The sequence below is a fragment of the Pedobacter sp. genome, assembly GCF_041645105.1.
Classification (GTDB): Bacteria; Bacteroidota; Bacteroidia; order Sphingobacteriales; family Sphingobacteriaceae; genus Pedobacter.
Genome location: NZ_JBAZQQ010000002.1, coordinates 892,972 through 913,059 on the forward strand (window position 1 = coordinate 892,972; position 20,088 = coordinate 913,059).

Annotated in this window: 16 protein-coding genes and 1 pseudogene; 6 read left to right on the forward strand and 11 right to left on the reverse strand. The window is 36.2% G+C overall.

Going from position 1 to position 20,088, the window contains the following annotated elements; genetic code table 11:
* Positions 1-7: 7 nt before the first annotated feature.
* The 7 genes from WC623_RS10065 to WC623_RS10095 all read right to left on the reverse strand — a co-directional run bounded on the left by WC623_RS10065 (position 8) and on the right by WC623_RS10095 (position 6,868).
* The gene (locus WC623_RS10065) at positions 8-1,750 is read right to left on the reverse strand and encodes a hypothetical protein (RefSeq protein WP_372850524.1); all 1,743 of its coding nucleotides are present in this window, start codon (positions 1,748-1,750) and stop codon (positions 8-10) included.
* The gene (locus tag WC623_RS10070; protein ID WP_372850526.1) at positions 1,750-2,706 is read right to left on the reverse strand and encodes a FecR family protein; all 957 of its coding nucleotides are present in this window, start codon (positions 2,704-2,706) and stop codon (positions 1,750-1,752) included. The genes WC623_RS10065 and WC623_RS10070 overlap by 1 nt, the downstream gene beginning before the upstream one ends.
* 7 nt (positions 2,707-2,713) lie before the next feature.
* Positions 2,714-3,280 carry an RNA polymerase sigma-70 factor gene (locus WC623_RS10075; protein WP_372850528.1) on the reverse strand — a complete coding sequence of 189 codons (567 nt, stop codon included), beginning with the start codon at positions 3,278-3,280 and terminating at the stop codon, positions 2,714-2,716.
* Positions 3,277-3,840 carry a DUF4833 domain-containing protein gene (locus WC623_RS10080; RefSeq protein WP_372850530.1) on the reverse strand — a complete coding sequence of 188 codons (564 nt, stop codon included), beginning with the start codon at positions 3,838-3,840 and terminating at the stop codon, positions 3,277-3,279. Before WC623_RS10080 ends, WC623_RS10075 begins: the two co-directional genes overlap by 4 nt.
* 11 nt (positions 3,841-3,851) lie before the next feature.
* Positions 3,852-4,502 (reverse strand): GIN domain-containing protein, encoded by a 651-nt coding sequence (locus tag WC623_RS10085; RefSeq protein WP_372850532.1) that lies wholly within the window; start codon positions 4,500-4,502, stop codon positions 3,852-3,854.
* Positions 4,503-4,525: 23 nt separating this feature from the next.
* Positions 4,526-5,605 carry a hypothetical protein gene (locus tag WC623_RS10090; RefSeq protein WP_372850534.1) on the reverse strand — a complete coding sequence of 360 codons (1,080 nt, stop codon included), beginning with the start codon at positions 5,603-5,605 and terminating at the stop codon, positions 4,526-4,528.
* 66 nt (positions 5,606-5,671) lie between these two features.
* Positions 5,672-6,868, reverse strand: coding sequence for a multidrug effflux MFS transporter (locus WC623_RS10095; protein WP_372850536.1), 1,197 nt, complete (start codon positions 6,866-6,868; stop codon positions 5,672-5,674).
* 220 nt (positions 6,869-7,088) lie between these two features.
* Here WC623_RS10095 and WC623_RS10100 point away from each other — a divergent pair, with 220 nt between their 5' ends.
* Together WC623_RS10100 and WC623_RS10105 are read left to right on the forward strand one after the other, a co-directional pair.
* Positions 7,089-7,613, forward strand: a complete 525-nt coding sequence (locus WC623_RS10100; RefSeq protein WP_372850538.1) for a helix-turn-helix domain-containing protein — start codon at positions 7,089-7,091, stop codon at positions 7,611-7,613.
* A 54-nt stretch (positions 7,614-7,667) separates the two neighbouring features.
* Positions 7,668-8,651 (forward strand): TerC/Alx family metal homeostasis membrane protein, encoded by a 984-nt coding sequence (locus WC623_RS10105; RefSeq protein WP_372850540.1) that lies wholly within the window; start codon positions 7,668-7,670, stop codon positions 8,649-8,651.
* 68 nt (positions 8,652-8,719) lie between these two features.
* On the opposite strand, the gene WC623_RS10110 is transcribed toward WC623_RS10105, so the two are convergent.
* Positions 8,720-9,448: a YqjF family protein gene (locus tag WC623_RS10110; protein WP_372850542.1), complete on the reverse strand. Its 729-nt coding sequence runs from the start codon at positions 9,446-9,448 to the stop codon at positions 8,720-8,722.
* 104 nt (positions 9,449-9,552) lie between these two features.
* Here WC623_RS10110 and xth point away from each other — a divergent pair, with 104 nt between their 5' ends.
* A complete protein-coding gene (gene xth / locus WC623_RS10115; RefSeq protein ID WP_372850544.1) occupies positions 9,553-10,320 on the forward strand; it encodes an exodeoxyribonuclease III in 768 nt (255 codons plus the stop codon).
* A gap of 1 nt (position 10,321) precedes the next feature.
* On the opposite strand, the gene WC623_RS10120 is transcribed toward xth, so the two are convergent.
* Entirely contained in the window at positions 10,322-11,737 is a 1,416-nt protein-coding gene (locus WC623_RS10120) for an alanine/glycine:cation symporter family protein (protein ID WP_372850546.1), read from the reverse strand.
* A gap of 150 nt (positions 11,738-11,887) precedes the next feature.
* Here WC623_RS10120 and WC623_RS10125 point away from each other — a divergent pair, with 150 nt between their 5' ends.
* A complete protein-coding gene (locus WC623_RS10125) occupies positions 11,888-12,328 on the forward strand; it encodes an SRPBCC domain-containing protein (protein WP_372850548.1) in 441 nt (146 codons plus the stop codon).
* On the opposite strand, the gene WC623_RS10130 is transcribed toward WC623_RS10125, so the two are convergent.
* A complete protein-coding gene (locus WC623_RS10130) occupies positions 12,325-14,052 on the reverse strand; it encodes a chloride channel protein (protein ID WP_372850550.1) in 1,728 nt (575 codons plus the stop codon). The genes WC623_RS10125 and WC623_RS10130 overlap by 4 nt on opposite strands.
* Before the next feature lie 323 nt (positions 14,053-14,375).
* On the opposite strand from WC623_RS10130, the gene WC623_RS10135 reads away from it, so the two are divergent.
* Positions 14,376-14,966: a Crp/Fnr family transcriptional regulator gene (locus WC623_RS10135; protein WP_372850552.1), complete on the forward strand. Its 591-nt coding sequence runs from the start codon at positions 14,376-14,378 to the stop codon at positions 14,964-14,966.
* Positions 14,967-15,045: 79 nt separating this feature from the next.
* Here the strand turns inward: WC623_RS10135 and WC623_RS10140 are convergent, their stop codons facing one another.
* A complete protein-coding gene (locus WC623_RS10140) occupies positions 15,046-15,357 on the reverse strand; it encodes a hypothetical protein (protein WP_372850554.1) in 312 nt (103 codons plus the stop codon).
* 665 nt (positions 15,358-16,022) lie between these two features.
* Here WC623_RS10140 and WC623_RS10145 point away from each other — a divergent pair.
* A pseudogene (locus WC623_RS10145) lies at positions 16,023-20,088 on the forward strand (hypothetical protein); the annotation flags it as partial.

Below are 20,088 nucleotides of genomic sequence, written 5' to 3' on the forward strand. Positions count from 1 at the left end.
CAGGGATTTACATTATAGTGATTCCCGCATTGAAACCCAGCCAACCTTTTGTCGCATTCCCAAAGTTTGTGTGTCTGGATGGTACTATATTCTGATTATATCCTGGAGTGCTGGAACCTATGGAAGAGTCTCCATTATATATGACATATGATGGACCTCCAAATATGGTAAAGCCTTTAAATAGTTGAAATTGTAAATTACTCTGTAATCGATTGAGTAAATTATCTGCGTCCCAATTTCCAAGGTATAATAATTGTCCGGTTATTTCCAGCCCAATAGCCAGTCGTTTGTTGAGTATAAAGTCATGACCTATACCAATCCCTGCCGTCTTTATTTTCTCCTGATTTGATATATTCATCCCAATAAATAAGATAGTATATAGATTTGCATTACCTGTTTTTAAAGAGATATTGGTATTTATTGTTTCGTTGGTGTAAAGACTTACTTTATGATATCCGTTTTTTATAATGTTAATTAAGCCAAGACTATAACCAGAAGAGGTGTCCGCAACGTTGATGAGCCCTAATTGAAAACCATTTAATTTTTTCGCATAATTAAATACACCGGCAATCTGTATGCCATCTACATTTTTAGATACAAAGTTGCCGACGCCACTAATTTGTGTACCACTAAAGTCCTCGGCTATAATATTGGCAACCCCTGCTGCTTGAAACCCCTTCATGTTCTTTCGGCTCAGATTAACAATACCTGCGAGCTGAAAAGCCTCTGTATTTTTTTTTACATGGTTTAACAAACCTGCTGCCTGAAATCCCTTCGTTTCTCTTCGTACATCATTTAGTAAACCTGCAACTTGTATTCCATATACAGAACCACCTACCTGATTAAAGAGCCCGGCAAATTGCATTTTTCTAACATCACCTTTAGTAATGTTAAATAATCCAGCCATTTCAAATCCATCCGTCCCCGCAGTATAACCACCCAGAACATTTAAGGAAACCTTGTTTATAACCTGTGAGCTCATGTTGCCATGTGAGCTTAATCCTGGAGTTAGTGACGCCTGGAAAGGTGTATTGGCAAAAAAATCAGGAATATTAATACTTTGAATTCTTTGTTTGGAAGAGATAAAGAATCGGCCTAGGCCTGAATTTTCAATATTGTCATCTCCCATATTACCTCTGCGTCTTTCGTGATCATTATAACCCTCGGGTTTTATTTTAATATCTGATAGAAAAATCAAAGTGGTATCCCGGTAATTTTCCTTACTTGCAGTCAATATCACCTCATTATGATCCCCCTTAAACTTTAACTTGAAAAAACCCTTATTGTCGGTAAGGGTTGATTGCAATAATCGTTTCTCATAAACACTGGCCTGTTTTACTTTTATTCCTGTTTGTGTATCAATTACATAACCACTAATCAGGTATAGTTTTTCAGCTGTCGTAATATTCTCCGGCTCTATAGTAAAGTGGTTCGCAGCATATCTAAGGATAACGTATTCTCCATTTTCTGTATAATCAACTTTGTTGTTAAACAATCGATTTAATATCTCTCTTACTGGACTGTTTCTTATACTAATACTAACCAGACTATCTTGTTTAAGTAAAGTTCCACTATACGAGAAATAGAAGTTTCCTGCTCTGCTTATTTTTTGTAGTACTTGAGATATCTGTTGATCTTTTACTTCAATGGTTACCTTTTTCTCCAGGTTATGATAATTGGCCGGAATTTGCATCTGAGCCTTTGCACATGCGGTAATCAAAAAGAGTACAAGAGTTATCTTTAATTTCATTATTGGTGTTTAGACAATATAATTTCGTTTTGGTTACGTACAAGAGTCAGATTAAGCGTTTTACATATAACTTGTAAATTGTCATCCAGACTTGCGGAGGTTTTTAAAGTGGTATTCAAACTAAGATTCTTTATCGCTGAATCTTTAATAATTACTGTTGAACCATATGCCTCGTTGATCACTTCTATTATATGCCAGAGCGGAGTATTGTTTGTGACAAATTCATTGCTGCGGTAATAATTATAAAGCTGATCTGTATTTTGTGTTTTAACCAGCTGATCCACATTGTTGTTAATAATTACCTTTTCCCCTTTTTGAAGGTTGATTTCCTTTTTACCCAAACTTACTTTTACTATTCCTGTTTCAACAATTACTTCCGTTTGCTCTTCTAAATGTTTGATGTTAAAAGAAGTTCCTACTACAAGTACAGAAACCTTGTCTATGTCAATTACAAAAGGTTTTGTTTCATCATGAACCACATTAAAGAACACGCTTCCTTGTTCAAGATGAATGGTCCTGTTATTTCTGAAATTATTCGCGTAAGTGATGGTTGAGTTTTTATTTAAAGTTATTTCAGAACCATCAGGTAGTGTTTTTGTAGTTACTTTATTACCAGCCAATACAGGGATATAAGAAACAGGGGAAAGTATTTCATATAAAGACCATGAGGCTGCTACGACAAATAACATAGCCGCAATTTTTAACCAACTGAAGCTTGGTTTTATGTTTATGATCTCTGGTTCCTTTTTATGGGCTTTTTGTTTAAATCTTTCCCATGCCTCAATTTCACTGATATCTTTTTTCGTGGATAGATTTTTACTGCTGTCCCAGATTTTTTCAAGTTTAATAAAATGCGCTTTATTAGCAGGAGAGGCATTCATCCAGTTTTGTACTGAGATATGTTCATCTTCAGTTGTTTCTTTTAATAGAAACTTTATTAATAGTTCGTCAGTCATGCCGTTCTTAATTAAAGTAATCTTTATAATACATCAGACCTAATAAAATGAGCGAAAGGAAGTCTGCCAATTCTAAACGCAGTATTCTAAGAGCCTTACCCATCTGATTTTCTATTGTTTTAACTGATAAGCCCATCCGTTCAGCTATTTCCCTATATTTTAGTTCTTCAAAGCGGCTCATCTGGAATATAGTACGACATTGTTCTGGCAATTCATTAAGTGCCAGCCTAAGGTTGGATTCCAGTTCTGTCATTTCCACCTTAGATGAAGCAGGTAAATGTTGTTTATTCATCGAATAGGATACAAAGTCCTGATATTTTGTTTTTATTTTCTGGTGTTTTAAAAGGTTAAGGCTGTCATGGTATACACATTTATACAAATAGGCTTTGATAGAGGTTTGCACATCAAGTAATTCTCTTTTTTCCCAGAATTTTAAGAACATATTCTGGACTATTTCTTCAGCATCATCTTCATCCTTTAAAATAACGGAAGCATAAGCATGTAAGGCTTTAAAATGACTCTTAAACAATTGTTCAAAAGCCCTGTCGTCATAAAACAGATATTGGGGATTCATGTCTTTATTCTTTTTAAAATCTCCATTCCAGTAATGCTGTTAGTCGTAATCAAATCTATGTATTGAACCTTTGGGAACCAAAAGCTACCACGATTTACTCTTATAAATACTCTTTTTAAAAGGAGGTCTTTTCCTTCATCTTTAATGTAAAGATGGTATTTTTGATCCGTTCCTGACTTTTTTAAATACATAGGCATTTTTTTATAGGCTACTAATCTAATTTCATATTCATCTTCAGCAATTAGCTTAGATAGTATGCCATAAGCAAATTTCTGTTCAAGGGCTGTCAATTCTTTAAACTTCTGTTTTTCTTTATATCTAATCCATGAAGCCTTAATGGGAGCATTTTTTTGTATTGTCCCATCATTGTTAAAATTTAATTCATAAACCACAGTATTAGTGTCAGGATCACGTTGCAGGAAGAACAGCATGTTGCAACCATTAGGTTTAGACAGTTTGATCTGGTCAATTCCATTTTGCGCATAAGAGGTCTGGCTGAGTATTAATATTATTGTAATACTGATCATAAGACGTTGCATTAGGACCTGAACTAATACCATGTTCTGATGTTTTATAGTTTTATTACTTTTCCAGATCCACTTATATCTGCATCAACATCCGGACTTCCATTATAATAAACCTTTCCACTTCCGCTTATTTCTACTCTTAATTTATCCTGTATAGTCAAGCTGGCATTGCCACTGCCAGATATATCAACATCGGCATGTTCAGCGACTACTTTTAATAAATCTGCTTTTCCAGATCCGGATATATTTACCAGTATTTTTGTTGCTTCGAATGCATCTTTTACCAAAATATCACCTGAACCGCTAATGGAGATTTTTAGTTCATTTATGGCAGGGAAATCTCCTTCGATATTTATCTTTCCACTACCGCTTAAAGCCATTTTTCTGATGACAGGGAGTGTTACGAATACTTCAATATCATCATGTTGTACACTTGCATTTTCATAGCCTAAATATAATGTGCCGTTAATAATGTTGGTTTTGAAATAGGGAATAAGATTGTCAGAGCCCTTAAGTTCTACTTTGAATTCAGTGCCGTAACTGATTTTAACTGGAGTTGATCCACTGGAGTTAACACCTGTAAATTCTCCGGGAAAACGGATGTCAGTTGTTTTGTCGCCACTAGCTGTTAACCTGTCTTTTGAACATCCGATAAATAGGATGCTTATGCATGTAATTAATAATGAAAATCTCATAACTATGTTTTTAATGATTGATGTTAAAATATATATTGAAGTCCTCCACCATACCCAATGTATAGCGCCTGGAAGTTATTTCCCCATTTATTTTCCCAACTTGTGATATGCTTTTGGTTTAAACTGCGACCTTCTGCGGTGCTGGTATTTAAGTAGTTGAAGGATGGACCACCGAAAATTTCCAGGTTTTTGCTTATTTTTAACGCTGGCAATAGCCTAAGTGATGTCTTCATGTACTCACCAGCTTTAAAACTCTCTAAGCCGACACCTGAGACTTCAGCATTTAATCTGAATGAGTTGGATTTGAATAAGTGTGCTCCTAAACCTGCTTCAAAGGCATACACTTCATCAGTATTTTTGAAATTGTAACCTAAACCTATGATTCCATATAATACTCTTCCTCCAGAACGGAAAGAGAGTAGAGTGGTAAGTGTTTCATCGGTTGTAAGGCTGATACTTTTTTCACCACTTTTCACCAGGTTGATAATGCCGATTGGATAATCACTACTATCGACTACATTCATAAAACCTGCAAATTGCACTCCTTTTACTTTCTTTGCTACATTGATAAAGCCAGCAATTTGTGCACCATCTATATCTTTTGCTTTATTGATAAAACCTGTGAATTGGGAACCTTTTATATTGCCTGCCAGATTCATAAAGCCAGAGAATTGAGCTCCTTTAATATCTCCAGTTGAGATATTTGCAAATCCACCTAAAGCAAATACCTGACCGCCTTTATACATATTTAAAAAGCCAGAGAAAAGTCCGCCATTGGCCTGCTTCCCAATATGATTTGAGAATCCAGCTAAAAGAAAACCTTTAGTATCATTTCGAACAATATTAGACAGACCAGCAAATGCGACACCTCTTTCGGCTGCTGATATACCTGCAATCAAATGGAATGAAAAGTCATTCGTATCTAATGGAGCATGTGTGCCATTGCTACTTACCGGATAGATTAGTCCAAAATGGAGTTTATGAGATGAAACTGTTTTATCTTCCTGAGCAAATAAATTGGAAGCCAGTAAGGAGAGCAGGAGGCATGCCGTGATTTTTAAGGTCTTTAGACTAGTGTTAGTTTTGAGAATTGTAAAGTTCATTTTTGTCTTATTTTAAAATAGGACAACGAGATGAAGCTTTACCCCTACGTTGGGAACAAATAAAAATTAAGCGGGTAGATCGGCTATTTTACGTTTGCCAAAATATAAGATAACAATAGCAAGAATAGATGATAAGGTCATTATACTAACAGTCGGTACTGCCGATTTAACGTTAAACAAGCTTACACCTACTGAAGCTAATGCTCCAATACCCATTTGAATTGCACCCATTAATGCTGAAGCCGTTCCGGCATTTTTTGAAAATGGCAATAGAGAGAGGGCAGATGCATTTGGACTTACAAAACCAAGGCAGCAAAGGAAAATGAAAAGTAATGCTGTAGTTTCATATAAGCCAAGCCATCCATTAATGCTAGCTATCAAAAATATCAGAGCAGTAATGGTTTGTGTAATTAATGCTGCATAAATTAATTGCTGACTTGTATATCTTCTTAGCAATAAGGTATTGACCTGGCTTGAACCAATAAAGCCTATAGATAGGAGCGCGAAAATCCATCCATAAGTTTCTTCTTTCACTTGGAATATCTCCATAAAAATTAGCGGAGAACCAGATATGTAAGCAAATAAACCTGAAAAAGCGAGGGCACCTGTAAGCGCGTAGGTATAAAACTGAGGAGTTTTAAATACTGTCCAAAAACCATTGATGATAGGTTTAGGTTTCAAGGAAAGGTTTGCATCCGGTTTGTAACTGTTTGGCAACCAGAGCCAGCTTGCAATTAAGTTAAATACGCCTAAACCAAGTAGAACTAAAAAGATGGTGTGCCAGCCGAAAGCAACAGTTACATATCCACCAAGAGTGGGAGCGATCATCGGTGAAACACCTAATACGAGCATCAATAAGGCGAAAACTTTGGCGTTGTCTTTTACTGGGAATAGATCGCGTACCATAGCAACGGAGGCTACAGTAGCTGCACAGCTACCTAGTGCCTGTATAAATCTTAATCCGATCAGTGCGTCAATGCTGTTCGCAAAAGCACAACCTGCCGAAGCCAGAATGTAAACAAGCAGACCAATGAATAGTGGTTTCTTTCTTCCAAATTTATCAAGAAGAGGGCCATACAACAATTGTCCGGCAGAAATACCTATGAAATAACTGGATAAAGACAATGCTACACTTGATGTATTGGTATTTAGATCGTCGGCAATTGCAGGGAATCCAGGCAGATACATGTCAATAGAAAAAGGACCAAGTGCGGTAAGTGATCCTAATATTAAAATCAGACCAAAGTATTTTTTTTGAGTCATTTTGTTTTTTTATGATTCAGCACAAATTTAAGCCAAAAAAATGTGGTCAGGCTTGTGAAGATATGCAAAGATAATAATTGTATACAAGATGCGTTCAAGGCTGAAAATATTGTATAAGAATTGTTGCGGGATTTTTGACAGGGAATAGGATAGATGGATTAGAATTGCTTTATCTTTGTGTATGTTATATGTTAAGAATATGGTTTGCGACCGTTGCATTATGATTGTGAAACAACAATTAGAAGGCTTTGGCTTAAAAGTTAATGAAATCTCATTAGGTAAGATAGAGGTTGCTCCAGAACCTACTGAAGAACAGTTGCAAAAAATTGGTGACTCCTTACAGTCACTTGGTTTTGAGCTTTTAGATAAAGAAAAAGATCAGTTAGTTGAACAGATTAAAAATCAGGTGATTGAATTGGTTCATTATTCGGATCTTAATGAGATAGAAAATAGCTTAACTAAGCAAATTTCCGATAAACTAAATAAAGATTATGCTTATTTAAGTCGTCAGTTTTCAGAAGTAGAAGGCTTGACTATTGAAAAGTATATTATTCAGCAAAAAATTGAGCGGGTTAAAGAGCTTATGGAATATGGTGAGTTGAATTTGAATGAAATAGCCTATAAAATGGGGTATAGCAGTAGTGCCCATTTGTCAACTCAATTTAAATCGCTTACTGGCTTTACGCCCAGTAAATACAAGTCGTTAGCGATAAACAGTCGTAAATCATTAGATAAAATTAAATAATTCTGCTTTGGACGTTTTTCGATTGTACCTTAAAAATAAATTTTATATATAAGAATGGATAATTTGATTAATCATCCTGGTGTGCTCACCGGTTTTGCAGTAGTAGTAATAGGAATGCTCCTTTTAGATTTGGGTGTTTTTAATAAAAAGGTTCATGCCGTAACCAGTAAGGAGGCCGCAATTTGGTCAGTTGTATGGATTACGCTTTCAATGGGATTTAGTGGAGTCATTTACCTAACTTCTGGATTTGAAAAATTCACACAATTTCAATCTGCATATTGGATAGAAAAGGCATTGTCTGTAGATAATTTGTTTGTATTTATTCTGGTATTCGGTTTTTTTAAGGTTCCAAAAGAGTTACATCATAAAGTATTGTTTTGGGGTATAATTGGAGCCTTAGTGTTTAGAGCAATTTTTATTTTTGCTGGCGTTGGACTTATTAATCTGACTTATCTGCCTGAAATGGTATTGTTTGGACATACACTTCAAATTAATGTCGTTTTATTCTTATTCGGTTTATTCTTGATTTATGCAGGTATCAAGTCGTGGTCCGGACATTCTGAAGAAGATGAACATAAAGATTACACAAAGAATGCGGGAGCGAAACTAATCTATAAGTTTTTTAAGGTGAGCAAAAATTTTGATGGAGAAAAGTTCTTTACCGTAGAAAATGGTGTGAAGATGGCTACTCCATTATTGGTTGTGGTTGCTGTAATTGAATTTACCGATTTGTTGTTTGCTGTAGATTCTATACCTGCCATTTTTGCTATAGCGCCAGATGATCCAATGATTTTATACACCTCTAATATATTTGCTATTTTGGGATTAAGGGCACTTTATTTCCTATTAGCAAATTTTATTTATATGTTCAGTTTATTGAAATATGGATTGGCCATTATACTAACATTTATAGGTATTAAAATGGTAATATCCCCACTTTATCATATCTCTTCTCCTTTGTCATTATCAATAGTAGGAGGAGTGTTGGTTCTTTCAGTTATTGCTTCACTTATTTTTTCACGCAAGGAAGCAGCATAATTCATCAAATATCAAAAACATATCTCGGGGCTAGCTTTTTAAGTTAGCCCTTTTTTCTATCAAATAAGTTATAAGAGTACTTCTGTGGAATCCCAGGAAACGACCTTTACTCCAGGGGAATAATGATGGCTTTTAAGGTTGTGATTAGACAATATAAGTTGATCAAAGCTGTAATTCAGTTCTAAGGAATTTAATTTGATCTCTTTTAGATCCCATTCCTTATGATGGATGTCGTATCTTAAAATGCGTTCGCTTTTGTCTAGATAAAGACAGTATCTTTCAGTTATCCATTTATCAAAATCGGTCTTTTCGGAAACCTGATCAAGGACTTCAAAATCTGCTTTCAAATGTAATTGCTTTTGTGCGTTATAATTTGAATATCCGGTTTGCTTTCTTTTAATTTTTGATTTACCATAAGGTAGTCCTGATAGCGTTTTTGCAATGAAGGTAGAAAGAAGTTTTTCGGCTTCGATATTAATGAAGTAAACACCTTTCTTATTATCGTTATCGATATAAGTTCTAACATTTATTTCATAGAAATCAGAAATAAACTTAACTGCTGGAAGATTTCTTGGTCTGATGTTCTGCATTTTAAATGCAACCAGGGATACATAATATTTCCCGTTAAAATGATCGATGTTTAATTTCTTTGGAATAAGGTTTTTAAAGAAGTTTAGCTCTACTTCAAAGTGTAGAAATAAAGCATCATTCCATTCCTGATAGTATTGCCATTTACCTCCTGGAAGTTCCCAGTGTCTATGTTTAATCTCTTCCAATAGTGATGATATTTTGTACACGGTTGATTTTCTTGTTGAAGGGTAAAATTATAAATATATTCGAATATTGATTTTGTAAACCTTTTTGTTTGCTCTTGTGTTTAACGTTTATATTAACAATCATTATGAAGATTGCTACTTACAACATCAATGGGATAAATGCACGATTAGAGAATTTGTTACGCTGGTTGAAAGAAGCTTCGCCTGATGTAGTTTGTTTACAGGAACTGAAAGCACCTGATGACAAGTTTCCAGAGAAATCATTGTTGGATGCTGGTTATCATTCTATCTGGCATGGACAAAAAAGCTGGAATGGGGTTGCGATATTATCCAGATATGGGGAAATTCAGGAAACAAGAAGAGGGCTTAATGGAGATCCAGAAGATTTACATAGCCGATATATTGAAGCATTTATAAATGATGTAGTAATAGGTTGTTTATATCTACCCAACGGGAATCCTTTTCCTGGACCTAAGTTCGATTATAAACTTAAATGGATTGAAAGATTGATTGCTCATGCTGACAAGCTTCAATCTTTTGATATGCCGGTAGCGCTGATTGGCGATTACAATATCATGCCAACAGAATTAGATACTTATAAGCCAGAGAAATATGTGAATAATGCACTGTTTAGACCCGAAGCTAGACAATTGTTTGAGAAATTATTAAAGCAAGGCTGGACGGATGCTATTCGTAAATTATATCCGGATGAAAGCATTTATACCTTTTGGGATTATCTGCGTAATGCTTATGGCAGGGATGCTGGCTTACGGTTGGATCATTTCTTATTAAACCCAGTTTTAGAAAGTAGATTACAATATGCGGCTGTTGACAAAGACGTACGTGGGTGGCCGCATTCCAGCGATCATGCCCCGGTATGGATTATGGTATGATTTACCACTCTTGTGTATTTTTAATACCACATGCTTCAGCATTAAATACAGGATCCTTGCCAGCTCGTCTCTGTTGCTGGTAATCTTTAAAAGCCTTTAATGCAGGTTTACGTAGTAACAAGATGGCAATTACGTTTAACCAGGCCATTACACCCACACCAATATCGCCTAATGTCCATGCGGCTTCCGCAGTTTTTACAGAGCCATAAAAAGTTGCGATTAACATCAGAATTCTGAGTGCCCATATTGCCCATTTTCTACCTTTTTTATCCAGGTAACTGAGATTGGTTTCAGCAATATAATAGTAGGCCATGATGGTCGTAAAGGCAAAAAATAATAGAGATATAGCCACAAAACCGGCTCCTAGAGATGGAAAATGAGAGTTTACTGCATATTGAGTATATTCTGCGCCTATTTCCGCACCAGGTAGATTCTCTACAATAAAACCCCCATCAGGATTTATGACGTTATATTGGCCAGTAAAAAGAATCATGAAAGCAGTTGCAGTACATACGAAAAGTGTATCTACATATACTGAAAATGCCTGCACAAGGCCTTGTTTTACAGGGTGACTAACCTCTGCAGCTGCGGCAGCATGAGGGGCGGTTCCCTGACCAGCTTCATTTGAATATATTCCTCTTTTTATACCCCAGGCTATAGCCATACCAAAAACTCCAGCAAATGCCGGCTCCAGCTTGAAGGCAGATTTGATGATAAGAATAAGCACTGATGGGATTTGCTGTACATGCATAAACATAATGATAACAGCCATTAAGATGTATGCGCCAGCCATAAAAGGAACGACGATTTCAGCTACTTTACCAATACGTTTAACACCACCAAAAATGATTAATGCTAATAATATCGCTACTGTGGCTCCAGTATAAGCAACAGGTATTTGGAATGCATTGGTCATACTTAAAGCAATACTATTGCTTTGAACTCCTGGTAAAAATAATGCTGTACTTAATATAGTGGCTACAGCAAATACAATGGCATACCATTTAATACCGAGACCCTTTTCAATATAGAAAGCTGGGCCTCCACGGTATTGTCCATTGTTTACCTGTTTGTAAATCTGACCTAATGTAGCCTCAATAAATGCGGATGCACTACCTAGAAAGGCAATTAACCACATCCAGAAAACTGCTCCGGGACCACCCATAGCAATAGCTGTTGCTACTCCAGCAATATTTCCAGTGCCAATACGACCAGAAATGGCAATGGCAAATGCTTGAAAAGAGCTTACGCCTTTGGAAGAGCTTGCTCCACCAAAAAGCAAGGCTATCATTTCTTTTATGTATCGGAGTTGTACAAAACGTGTGACTATTGAGAAATAAATGCCTGCTCCCATACAGAGCAAAATGAGTGCATTGCTCCAGACCAGATCGTTTACTTTGCCAATGATTTCTTCCATGGGTTAAAATAACGCATTTTTTTTACCTTTTTGAAGAATTATTGAATGTTAAAATTTAGAATTATGAATGCCTTCTGGATGACCGTAGGATTGGGGATGTTTGAATAAAACAACAATGGATTATATTTGTTTAACTTAAAACTACGTATTATGAATACTGAACTGACTGCTCATGCAACCGTAACTTACCATTTCTCTGTGCCTGCTGAAGATGTTTTTGATGCATGGCTGGATACATTTATGATTGGAAGATTTATGTTTGGACCTGAAGTGAGGAATGAAGAGATTGTAAGTCTTAAAACTGATGCAAAAAAAGGTGGATCATTTTCGTATGTTGTCCGCAGAGAGGATACTGAAATTGACCATGTAGGAGAATATACAGAGGTGGAAAGACCTTTGCGACTCGTTTTTACCTGGGCCATTAAACAAGATTTACCAGATAATTCACGTGTAATTATTGATATTATACCTACACCCACTGGAACTGAGCTTACACTTACCCATGAAATGCCATCTGAATGGGAACATTTTATAGAAGGCTCTAGATCTTCCTGGATGAAAATGTTAACAGCTTTGGATAAGATACTTTAACTCTTTGTTTTGTCCATTAACTTACGACTTCTGATCATCATTTTTAAGCGCTGTCTTTTAAGTGAGAGGTTAATGCCTACTTCCTGGTTTTCTTTATGATATAATTTATAGGCATGAAGAACATCTTTATGGGTAAGCAAGCCAACAATTTCATTTGAGCCATTAGTCAGTACAACTGGTAAATATTCTTCTCCACTTGATGCCATTAGCTCTACTGCCTTGGACAGAGGGTCATTAGGATTTAAAATAGGTATTTCTCTTTTTAGTAGTTCATTTATAATTTGCTCTTGAATGGAGTTGATTTTTCCCATAACTTGTGAAACTGTGACTCTGCGTAGTATATCAGGTTCATAAGCATCAGGGGTGTAGATGCCTCTTCTGGCTATTTTCTCTGTCATGATGGTGTTTTCCATAAAGAAAAAGGAAACTAAATAAGAGGCTGTACATGCTCCAAGTAAGGGTAGTAAGGCATGTGATTGCATAGTAGCTTCCAATGCAAATGTGATGCTGGTTAAGTAGGCTCTTGAAGCACCGGCGAACATGGAAGACATGCCAATAAGTGCAGCCATAGGGATGTTGATTTCTGATTGAGGGAAGAACATCAGGACTAAAGTGCCAAGTAAAGCGCCTGCCGCTCCACCAATTGTTAACAATGGTGCTAGGGTGCCTCCTGATGTACCACTTCCTAAAGCTATTGCCCAGGATAGAAACTTAAAAAAACATAAGCTGAGCATTAATGCAAGAGTAGCTTTCCCTGAGAGCATACTGATGATATTTTCATATCCCACGCCGAGTGTATGGGGAGCAAAATATCCAATGATACCTACAGCAAGGCCACCTATTGCCGGCCACCACATCCAATGTATAGGAAGTTTTTCGAAAGTATCTTCAATCCAGTATACTACTTTGGTAAGTCCTAATGACATAAATCCTATAAGAATACCCATTCCACTATAAATTGCAAGTGCAAGATTGCTTGGCCCCTCAAGATTTGGCATTGGGAATACAGGTCCTGTTTCAAAAAGTAATTGATGTCCTGCTGCTCCGGTAATACAAGCCAATGCTACAGGTAAAATCGCTTTTGGCGAGAATTCAAATAATAACAATTCAATAGCAAGGAAAACAGCAGCTATTGGTGTACCGAATATGGCCGACATTCCAGCTGTTGCACCTGCAGCAAGAATTATCTTGCGCTCATTAGAGGTAATTTTAAATAATTGACCTATTGTAGAACCCAATGCACCGCCAGTAGCTATTATGGGCCCCTCAGCACCAAAAGGACCTCCTGATCCAATTGCAATAGCGGAAGATATGGGTTTTAAAAATGCAATAGATGGTTTGATTTTGCTCTGGTTAATTAGAATTTGCTCCATAGCTTCAGGTATACCATGTCCTCTAATGGCTTTGGAGCCAAATAAGGCCATTAATCCAACCAATACTCCCCCTATAACCGGTAATACAATAACAAATAAGCCAAGTTGATTATTAGCGGGGCTGCTAAATGTAAAGGCAAAGGTTCCGTAAAAACAAATATTGGTAACTAAATTAATCAACAAGACTAATCCTTTGGCAATGATGCTGATTAATACTGCAACGGCAATAGATAGCAGAGATATTTGGAGTAGGCGTTTTTTGAATAAGATTTCTTTTTTGCCTTTGGGCAAGGCAGGCATTAGACTAGGAAGTAAGGGAGCAATTGGAATACTGTTTTTTGATGGTTTCATCAGTGTATATGTCTTTTCTGTTTTAAAAGTGTGCTAACAAGCTACAAAGATAAGTTTTGGAGTTTGTATTTTGAAATAATAACATTGTTTAAAATATATTTATATTTAATATTATGGTTTAATTTTTTGTTTTTATATTGTTTTTATAATGTTTATTGTGCTTTTGGTTTTTTGCTGAAGAGGTTTGGCAGGCCGTCTTAATTTTGCATATTTGAAGAATGAAAGAATGCAATAATCTTTGTGATCTTAATAAGTGTTTTTTATGCAAGCTGTGTTTGCCGGAATGGCTACCGGCTCTTGCTGTTAGGAAGCGAAATTTTCAAGTGAAAAAAGGTGAATTGCTTTTTACTGAGGGGGATGCTGTTGGTGGAATCTTTTTTGTGTACGAGGGTACTTTTAAAGTACATAAGCGTTGGGATAAAGAAAAAGAGTTGATTATTCGTTTTGCTAAATCTGGAGATATAGTAGGGCATATGGGCTTGGGTGAGGAGCGTCTGTATCCAGTTTCTGCAACAGCTATTGAGCCTGCTATAGTTTGTTTTCTGGATATTGCTTTTTTTGAAAGTACACTTAAAGTCAATACAAATCTTACGTATGAACTTATGAAGTTTTATGCCAATGAGTTACAGAATTCACATAGACGAATGCGTGATCTTGCTCATATGTCCGTGAAGGCTCGAATTGCCCAGTCTTTTATTTCTCTTAAACAACAGTTTGGACAAGATGAAAATGGGGTTATTAATGTTGAAATGAGCAGACAGGATTTGTCGTCATTTGCTGGTACAACTTATGAAACTTTATTCAAGGTGTTGAATGAATTTGCGAAACACAATACTTTAACTATAAGCGGCAGAAAAATTAAAATAATAAATGAAGGAGAATTGGTGCGGATTGTTGCCAACGATAATATTTAATGAATAGTTTTTGTTATGCAAAAGAGGTAGTATCATGATGTGATACTACCTCTTTTATTTGGATACATTGAAATTCAAATTATTGAACTACTTTACCATCTTTGTCAATTTTAAGAGAACCTGTTTCTTCTCCTTTTTTCACATTGATCAAGTAGTATTCTGTTTTGTCTGCATTAGTAACTAAAAATGCAGCTGTTGGAGTCCATTCTTTAACTGTATCTGCTTTTAAAGCCTCTTTAACTGGCTCTGGAAGATCTTTTAGCTCAACTGGAGTTTTTGTAGTACTGTCTTGATATGCGATAACCTCAATCGGGTTTTTAATTTCACTTGCTTTTACTGAGGCTAATCCTGCTACGGCTAAAAATGCTGCTGATAAAATGATCTTTTTCATAATATTCGTTTTCAATTGTTAAAATTCTAGTTAATTATGAATAGGGTATGGTTCATTATCGTGCCTGAATTATTTGTTTTTGTTATTTTATTGTATTTCAGATGTTTATGATTTCGGTGTTCTTTGGAAACTGTGGATTAGCTCTACAATATGTTGCGTCATTAGGCATTTTTAATCATTTATCTATTAATAGATTGTTTTCGGTGATGTATATAGGGTTGATTAACCGTTGTTTCTTTATAGTGTAATTGTTGTTGTTGCTGCTGGTTTCTAATCGAATTTTAATCGGATTATATTGCATTGTTTATAATTTCAGTCCGTTATTGTTGATGAATAGTTTTATTGGCATAGTTATTTATTGAAAATTTATGATGATGATTTACTCGTTATGTGTAATTATTTGCTCAAAAATACACGCTATTATCATGTTTTTTGATTTTAATTTTTATTTAATAAATTATAAATATGCTTTTATTTGTGTTTAAATTAGTTTTTTGTACTGATTTTATTTTTTTGGCTCGATTATTATTAACTTGCGCTTTTTTTATTCATTATTTTTGAAAAATGATATAAATTCTGATTATTTTGTCAGTGGAAAATATGATTTTATTTTAAGGAAAATTGCGTAATCACTTACTATGCGAAAAGCGCTCAGAATCGATATTATGACTGATCTCAAAGTAAGTTATTTATTGGCGCTGCTTTTTTTGGTCTTTATCTCTTTTAACGTAAAAGCAGAAGGTAGTAAGGATCTATATCCAAATGGAGCTTTAGGGGCGAGAGCTAGTATGTATGCTACAGTAACTACTGATAATCATCCATCTTTTCCTTTTAAAACTCGTGGAACACATTACGTATATGTTAAGGCCGGAGAATGGATATGTGTAGGTTCGAGTATTAAGGGGATGACAACCTCTGGTAAATTTGGAGGAATAACTTTGACTAGTCCAAATGGGGTAGTCATTACTTCTACTTCTACTGTAGGACAAATTAAGAATCGAGTAGAGGAATTAAATGGGCCTAGTGGACCAAATGAGGCGGCAACAATAAATAAATATACTCCTTTTTATCATAAAGTTCTGGTAAACCAGGCAGGGATTTGGCGTGTAGAGTTCTCTACACCAAACGATCCTGATCCATCACCAGCTTCAGGACCTAATGCTGTAGACGTTTTAGCTAATTCATCTTGGACTCAAGATAAGAATGATCGTTTTATTTTAGCCTGGGATATTTCCGTTAGGAATACTGCGGATAATGATTGGGTTAAGGGACGGGTATATGCTAATGTGCTAAACCTTGGGATCGCAGGGGAATTTAAGAACTCAAATAAAAGTTATCATGGTAAAAATTATGTTTTAACAAGAGATGGGAGAGCATATTTCGTTAATAATAATGGGAATAACGGCTATGGTTTTACTTTTTTTGCCAACAATAAAGGTTTTATTGATGGCACGGGTGCGCCGTTATATAAAAGTTTAAACTTTAGTGACCAAACAATTGTAGACCACGTACATGATCCCCGGATTCAGGATGATTTATTGAAAAATTTGATTACACATAAATTATTTTATAATCCTCCTGCAGCGGATTTACCGGCAGATGCAAATGTTTGTATAAATGGGGTTAATAAGACAACTACCTGGTTAAAAAGAGAAGCTATTGTTCCGGTAATAACAAATGTTAAGTTCAAAGGTGCTGAGGATACACCTGATCAGGCTGGGCAAAAGGGGGGATATATTACTTTTGATGCGAATGTTCCTGGAACTTATAGGATTGTTATTCCGATTCCTGGCGGAGTAGAGAAAGTATTAACAGGTTCAGCAGTTAAAGATGAGAATATTATAAAATGGGATGGTACGGATGGTATTGGAGTTCTTGTGCCTGCAAACACCATTATCCCTGAAGTGAGAGTACGTTTAACATCTTCTGAAGTTCATTTTCCTTTTTTAGATATGGAAATTAATCCGAATGGGATCATTATAGAATTAACGAAGAATGATGGTACTTATGGTATTGAAAGTACTTCATTAAATGAGAGTATTTATAGTGATCGAGTTTATTGGGATGATTCGGATATTGTTAGTAATGACTCAGAAAAACCTTACCCAATTGTAAATACTAGTATTGGAATTTCAAGTAAGGAAAATGGGCATATATGGTCATCATATATCAATGGAAGTGGTAGTAGTTATGGGGATGCCAAGGCTATGGATACATGGGCTTATATGTTGAGTGATGATGCTGCAACACCATTAAATGTTTCAGTAAAAGTTGCTGATTTAAAGATTACCAGTATTTATGCAGAGCTTACTGGAAAAGATCTTGGTAGTACGGTAACATATAGAGTTACAGTCGAAAATAAAGGACCTAGTAATGTCTCTGGTGCTAAGTTTGCATTTGCTGTACCCGTTGGTTTACAAATAGATAATGTTGATTTCATGAATACTGGTTCTTGCGGGGCTCAAAGCAGCCCGGTAATAAATAGTCAGTCTGTTTCTGCTAAATTGGATCTTCCAAATAACTGTAAAATTGATTATGTAATAACTGGGACAATTACTCAAGCTTTTCCCTTAAACGGTTTTGGTGTTGAGGTTAGTATTATGCGACCAAACGACGTAACGGATCCAGATGCATCAAACCAGATATTTGAAAATACTCCGCCGACTGATCCACATGAGGAGTGCAGGAATGGAACTGCAGTTGAGGTTTGTAATAATATTAAATACAACATAGTTAAAGCATTGGATTTTTGTGTTGGAACGTCAATCCCATCATTTGCTTACGAATTGGCTACTGGTGGTGTTAATTATACTATTAGTGGAAAGCCTCTATGGTTAAATGCTGAGATAATTGATGGTAAGGTTGTCTTTACAGGTACGCCAACATCAACCGGGATATTTAATTTCACAGTTGGAACTTTGGGGAATGAACGTGAAAATACTACTTATCTGATCCTTGTCCATACTCTCCCTGTTTTTATTAAACATCCTCAATCTGTTACTGTTTGTGAAGGTAGTAACGCTGTGTTTTCAGTTGAATCGGCTGATACTGATACTTATCAGTGGCAATATCTAGAGGGTAATGTTTGGAAGGATTTTACTGACGCTGGGAGCATTGCTGGTTCGACTACCTCAACTCTAGATATTTCTGCTGTTCCTTTGACTTACAATGAGAAGAAGATCAGGGTTATTGTTTCCTCGGCGCTGGGTTGTTCCACAATATCTGATGAGGTGATCTTGATAGTAAATGATATTCCTACTAAACCTGTAATAGCAGGTACAAGGAATATTTGTGAAGATGGGAGTGTTTTGCTTACTGCCGATCCAGTGAATGCCAAAGGTTATCAATGGTATTTTAATGGGGTACTTATTCCAAATGAAAATAGCTATAGGTTGGTGATTTTTGAGCATGGTACTTATACGCTTGCCATTAAAAATGAGTTGGGTTGTTGGAGTGTGAAATCTGATCCGAAGGTGATTAATCTGGTGCTTTTCCCTAAGCCAGTAATTAATCATGATGATTTAATGGTTTGTGCTGGCAACAAGGTGAGACTTACAACAGGACTTGGAGCCATGTATCAATGGCTTAAGGATGGCCAAGATATACCTGGGGCAACGGATCAGGAATATATTGCTGAAGAGTCTGGTGAATATTCAGTTATTATTACCAATGCAATTGGTTGTGAAAGGAGCTCTGATCGTGTAACTGTAGAAATTTTGGCTCCTCTACCAGTTCCAACGATCAGTGTTGATCAAGATAAATTAACTTTCTGCGAAGGAGGTTCAATTGAACTGATCTCCTCATCAGCTGCTGGTAACCAATGGTACAAAGATGGCAACGAGATTGCCGGAGCAACCGATCAAAAATATGTAGCCACAGAATCAGGTATATATACAGTTCGATTTACTGATGCGAATGGATGTTATACGGTTTCTGCAGGTGTTACTGTATTAGAAAACCAATTGCCTCCGCCTCCAAGCATTACCGTTGATCAGGAGAAATTAACCTTCTGCGAAGGAGGTTCAGTAGAACTGGTATCTTCTGCTAGTACTGGTAACCAATGGTACAAAGATGGCAATGAGATCACTGGAGCAACCGATCAAAAATATGTAGCTACAGAATCCGGTATATATACAGTTAGATTTACTGATGTAAATGGATGTTATACGGTTTCTGCAGGTGTTACTGTATTAGAAAACCAATTGCCTCCGCCTCCAAGCATTACCGTTGATCAGGAGAAATTAACTTTCTGCGAAGGAGGTTCAGTTGAACTGATCTCCTCATCAGCTGCTGGTAACCAATGGTACAAAGATGGCAACGAGATCACTGGAGCAACCGATCAAAAATATGTAGCCACAGAATCCGGTATATATACAGTTCGGTTTACCGATGTAAATGGATGTTATACGGTTTCTGCAGGTGTTACTGTAGTAGAAAACCAATTGCCTCCGCCTCCAAGCATTACCGTTGATGAGGAGAAATTAACTTTCTGCGAAGGAGGTTCAGTTGAACTGGTATCTTCTGCTAGTACTGGTAACCAGTGGTACAAAGATGGCAATGAGATCACTGGAGCAACCGATCAAAAATATGTAGCCACAGAATCAGGTATATATACAGTTCGATTTACTGATGCGAATGGATGTTATACGGTTTCTGCAGGTGTTACTGTAGTAGAAAACCAATTGCCTCCACCTCCAAGCATTACTGTTGATCAGGAGAAATTAACTTTCT

Bases quoted from the DNA above. Each gene is read 5' to 3' on its own strand.
- WC623_RS10080 (WP_372850530.1), bottom strand. From the start codon at position 3,840: ATGGTATTAGTTCAGGTCCTAATGCAACGTCTTATGATCAGTATTACA.
- WC623_RS10065 (WP_372850524.1), bottom strand. From the start codon at position 1,750: ATGAAATTAAAGATAACTCTTGTACTCTTTTTGATTACCGCATGTGCA.
- WC623_RS10085 (WP_372850532.1), bottom strand. From the start codon at position 4,502: ATGAGATTTTCATTATTAATTACATGCATAAGCATCCTATTTATCGGA.
- WC623_RS10095 (WP_372850536.1), bottom strand. From the start codon at position 6,868: ATGACTCAAAAAAAATACTTTGGTCTGATTTTAATATTAGGATCACTT.
- xth (WP_372850544.1), top strand. From the start codon at position 9,553: ATGAAGATTGCTACTTACAACATCAATGGGATAAATGCACGATTAGAG.
- WC623_RS10070 (WP_372850526.1), bottom strand. From the start codon at position 2,706: ATGACTGACGAACTATTAATAAAGTTTCTATTAAAAGAAACAACTGAA.
- WC623_RS10105 (WP_372850540.1), top strand. From the start codon at position 7,668: ATGGATAATTTGATTAATCATCCTGGTGTGCTCACCGGTTTTGCAGTA.
- WC623_RS10100 (WP_372850538.1), top strand. From the start codon at position 7,089: ATGATTGTGAAACAACAATTAGAAGGCTTTGGCTTAAAAGTTAATGAA.
- WC623_RS10125 (WP_372850548.1), top strand. From the start codon at position 11,888: ATGAATACTGAACTGACTGCTCATGCAACCGTAACTTACCATTTCTCT.
- WC623_RS10140 (WP_372850554.1), bottom strand. From the start codon at position 15,357: ATGAAAAAGATCATTTTATCAGCAGCATTTTTAGCCGTAGCAGGATTA.
- WC623_RS10090 (WP_372850534.1), bottom strand. From the start codon at position 5,605: ATGAACTTTACAATTCTCAAAACTAACACTAGTCTAAAGACCTTAAAA.
- WC623_RS10075 (WP_372850528.1), bottom strand. From the start codon at position 3,280: ATGAATCCCCAATATCTGTTTTATGACGACAGGGCTTTTGAACAATTG.
- WC623_RS10120 (WP_372850546.1), bottom strand. From the start codon at position 11,737: ATGGAAGAAATCATTGGCAAAGTAAACGATCTGGTCTGGAGCAATGCA.
- WC623_RS10130 (WP_372850550.1), bottom strand. From the start codon at position 14,052: ATGAAACCATCAAAAAACAGTATTCCAATTGCTCCCTTACTTCCTAGT.